The organism is Endozoicomonas sp. (assembly GCF_051008435.1).
Lineage (GTDB): Bacteria > Pseudomonadota > Gammaproteobacteria > Pseudomonadales > Endozoicomonadaceae > Endozoicomonas_A.
In genome coordinates this window covers 1-3,374 of record NZ_JBPCXO010000513.1, presented here as the reverse complement: position 1 = coordinate 3,374, position 3,374 = coordinate 1, and the positions used below count along the sequence as shown (strand labels likewise).

At 46.4% G+C, this 3,374-nt stretch carries 4 protein-coding genes; 3 read left to right on the top strand and 1 reads right to left on the bottom strand.

Going from position 1 to position 3,374, the window contains the following annotated elements:
* The first annotated feature begins 242 nt into the window (after nucleotides 1–242).
* Both ACR2PX_RS25735 and ACR2PX_RS25730 read left to right on the top strand, forming a co-directional pair.
* On the top strand, nucleotides 243–1,085 hold the full coding sequence (locus ACR2PX_RS25735; protein ID WP_434002214.1) for a sulfurtransferase: 843 nt from the start codon (nucleotides 243–245) through the stop codon (nucleotides 1,083–1,085).
* 156 nt (nucleotides 1,086–1,241) lie between these two features.
* On the top strand, nucleotides 1,242–2,162 hold the full coding sequence (locus ACR2PX_RS25730; protein ID WP_434002213.1) for a M14 family metallopeptidase: 921 nt from the start codon (nucleotides 1,242–1,244) through the stop codon (nucleotides 2,160–2,162).
* A gap of 77 nt (nucleotides 2,163–2,239) precedes the next feature.
* Here the strand turns inward: ACR2PX_RS25730 and ACR2PX_RS25725 are convergent, their stop codons facing one another.
* Nucleotides 2,240–2,476, bottom strand: a complete 237-nt coding sequence (locus ACR2PX_RS25725; RefSeq protein ID WP_434002212.1) for a hypothetical protein — start codon at nucleotides 2,474–2,476, stop codon at nucleotides 2,240–2,242.
* 496 nt (nucleotides 2,477–2,972) lie between these two features.
* On the opposite strand from ACR2PX_RS25725, the gene ACR2PX_RS25720 reads away from it, so the two are divergent.
* Nucleotides 2,973–3,209: a YdcH family protein gene (locus ACR2PX_RS25720; RefSeq protein WP_434002211.1), complete on the top strand. Its 237-nt coding sequence runs from the start codon at nucleotides 2,973–2,975 to the stop codon at nucleotides 3,207–3,209.
* The last annotated feature ends 165 nt before the right edge of the window (nucleotides 3,210–3,374 follow it).

The following is a 3,374-nucleotide window of genomic DNA, read 5'->3' as shown; positions in this document are numbered from 1 at the left end:
CCGGATTTGGCCATTTTTTATGATTCTTTTCGTTGAATAGCTCGCTATTCGCCTCAAATAATCATAAAAACTGTCTCAAACCGGACTTTTTCTCGCTACGGTCGGCTAAGTCCGACAGGCTCCTAGCGTTGTAACTCCCGTGAAATATTTTTTATAGAGATGCTTTGGCATTTCCCGGGATAATGAACCGACGATTTCAGCCAAATATGGCTTCTCAGTAAAAGTTCAGATGGATTTATAGGATGTCACCTTTCATAGAACCCGAAATTCTGGCAACCCTGCTTACTGATCCCAAAGTTGTTGTGCTTGATGCCCGCTTCAGTCTTGCTGACCCTAAAATGGGACAGACACTCTACAGTCAGGGACATATTCCTGGTTCTCGTTATATTGATCTGGAAAAAGATCTATCAGCTCCGGTTATTCCCGGGAAAACCAGCAGGCATCCTCTACCGGAGCCGGAGGTTTTTTCTGAGCTGCTGAGAAAGCTGGGTATCAGAAAAATTACTCATGTGGTTGTTTATGATGACGGTGGTCATGCCATGGCAGCTCGAGCATGGTGGCAACTGCGCTGGATTGGTGTGAAGTGTGTTCAGGTTTTACATGGCGGCTTCAAGTCCTGGTCTGCAGGTCGTTATCCTGTGACGACAGACACTCCAGCAATTACGCCTTCCGACTTTACGGCTGATGTAGATCACGGCATGACGGTTTCAGCGAATGAAGTCATGAATCAACTGCACAATCCGGTTTTTCGATTGATTGATGCCCGTGCTTCTGAACGTTTTGCGGGTGATGTGGAGCCTCTTGATAATAAGGCAGGTCATATTCCGGGAGCTGTCTGTTATCCATTTACTTCCAATATGGATGACACAGGCTCTTTTCTTTCTGAACAGCAGTTGAAAAAACAGCTGGGTGATCTGATGGTAGATGGGCAAGAGCCTGTCTTTTACTGTGGCTCGGGTGTGACTGCCTGTCATAACCTTCTGGCTATGGAATATGCGGGCATGCTGGGTGCAAAGCTCTATCCGGGTTCCTGGAGTGAGTGGATTACCGATGAAAACAGGCCCATTGAAACGGGTCAGCGCTAAACATTAATCCCTCCCAGAATAATGCGCTCTCCAATAAGATGAGAGCGCACAATCCCATCTGAATTCCCTGCATTGGTTCCCGTACTGACTCGTGCCTTATCCGCACAATAGGGTTAAGCTGTCTCCTTTTCCAATCAATACATTAAGGGCTGAAAAATGGGCGGCAGTTATAGATTCCCGATTGGTACTCCTGGTCAAAAGTGGGGCGAGGAAGAGCGCAAAGCCTGGTATGAACAAATAACCATCAAGCGTGAGTATCAGAAGGAAGTCGTACCTAAAATCATGGCTTTGAGAGAGCGCTATGATGTTGAGCAGTATGGTGCCCTTTCCTACGATACCGAGCGTTTCCCTCTTTATGCTATCAAGAGTCGTAACTGGAGCCAGGATAAACCAATCGCTCTGGTAACAGGAGGAGTGCATGGTTATGAAACCAGTGGCGTTCATGGTGCACTGAAGTTTCTGGAAACCGAAGCTCAAAACTTTGTCAGCCACTTTAATATTCTGGTGGTGCCCTGCATCAGTCCCTGGGGTTATGAAACCATCAATCGCTGGAATCCTAATGCCATTGATCCCAATCGTTCCTTTTATGCAGACAGTCCCGCAGAAGAGTCAGTTAACCTGATGAAGCTGGTGGCAAGCTTAAAGCAGAAGGTTCTGATTCACATTGACCTGCATGAAACCACCGACACCGATGAAACAGAATTCCGTCCTGCGCTGGCAGCGCGCAATGGTGAAGACTATGTGGAAGGGATGATTCCTGATGGTTTTTATACGGTGGGTGATACAGAGAATCCTGTTCCCGAATTTCAAAAGTCGGTGATTGATTCTGTTCAACAGGTGACGCACATTGCGCCAGCAGACGATCAGGGTGAGATCATTGGCTCCCCGGTGGTTCAGGAGGGTGTTATTAACTACCCAATGAAAAAACTGGGTCTTTGTGGTGGTGTCACAGACTGCAAGTTCGGTACAACTACTGAAGTGTATCCAGACAGTCCAAAAGTGACTGACGAAGAGTGCAATGATGCACAGGTGGCTGCTGTCGTGGGTGGTCTGAAGTATGTGATCAGCCAACTCTAAAAAATGAGCCTGCGTTTCCTGCAGAATACATCGCTGCAGGAAACGTTAACAACAAGCTCATGATCACTGAAGCTTGATCATCGGCGCAGCGGGGTCAACTCGCGAATATCTTCTTCCATGGCCAGCTTGCTGACTACCTGGTGTTGGCTGGTAAAGCCTGAGACAGACATTTTGACTTCGTAGTGACCCCTTTCTGGTACCAGTTCAGCAGAAAAGTTGCTGATTTTCAGACCGTCTTCTGCACTGGAATGCAGTACTTTTTCAAGGCTGTCGAGGCTACCTGTTGTGACCAGTCTGAGTTTGAGCTCGCTCACTGTCTTCTCCTTCTTTTCCCGTAACGCTTTAATAGCTTGGGTGTTTGCTTGCAGTCAGGTCAGGAAACTTTAATGTGCGCCTACTTCGTATTAATGAGCACATTGTCGATTACTGCGTGAAATTCAAAACTTCTATAGTCAAATGACTTAACTTCGCAAAGGCAAAAAAAAGCCCCCGGACCATCTCTTGGTGCGGGGGCTGTGTTTCTGCTTTTCAGCTATCCACGACAGACCCCGCAACACATAATCATGTCGCGTTTCATCATGGTTTTGGTCATGGATAGCATGGAATTCATTTTGGTTTATGCACTTGGCTAAATTACTAGTGCATTGTATACCAAACTTTTAAGTCTTGTGTAAAGAGATTTTGTTTTTAAAGGTAAAGTATTAGGATCGTTGAAAAGGGTTATCAGGGTCAATAACCAGGGGTCAAGAAGGCAGCTACGCAGTGTGATTTCAGGCTAGACTGATCAAGTACCTTTCCGGAGAGCTAGTCATGCTGAGAACTAAACATAATTTGAACGATGATTTTGCTCTGATGCAGGAGCAGGTTTCCCAGCTGAAAACCAGCGATCCTGGTTTCCAGAAGCTGGCCCGTGAGTATCATCAGCTTGACCATCAGGTGAGAGGGCTGGAGATGAGAGAGGTCCCCACCAGTGATGAGCATTTTACCCACTTGAAGAGAAAAAGAGTCCATCTCAAGGATGCGCTCTATCGATGCCTGAAAAAGTAATACAAAAGTACCAATTAGTGAGCTTCTTCCTATCCAACTCCTAGGAGTCTGTCGGACTTAGCCGACCGTAGCGAGAAAAAGTCCGGTTTGAGACAGTTTTTATGATTATTTGAGGCGAATAGCGAGCTATTCAACGAAAAGAATCATAGAAAATGGCCAAATCCG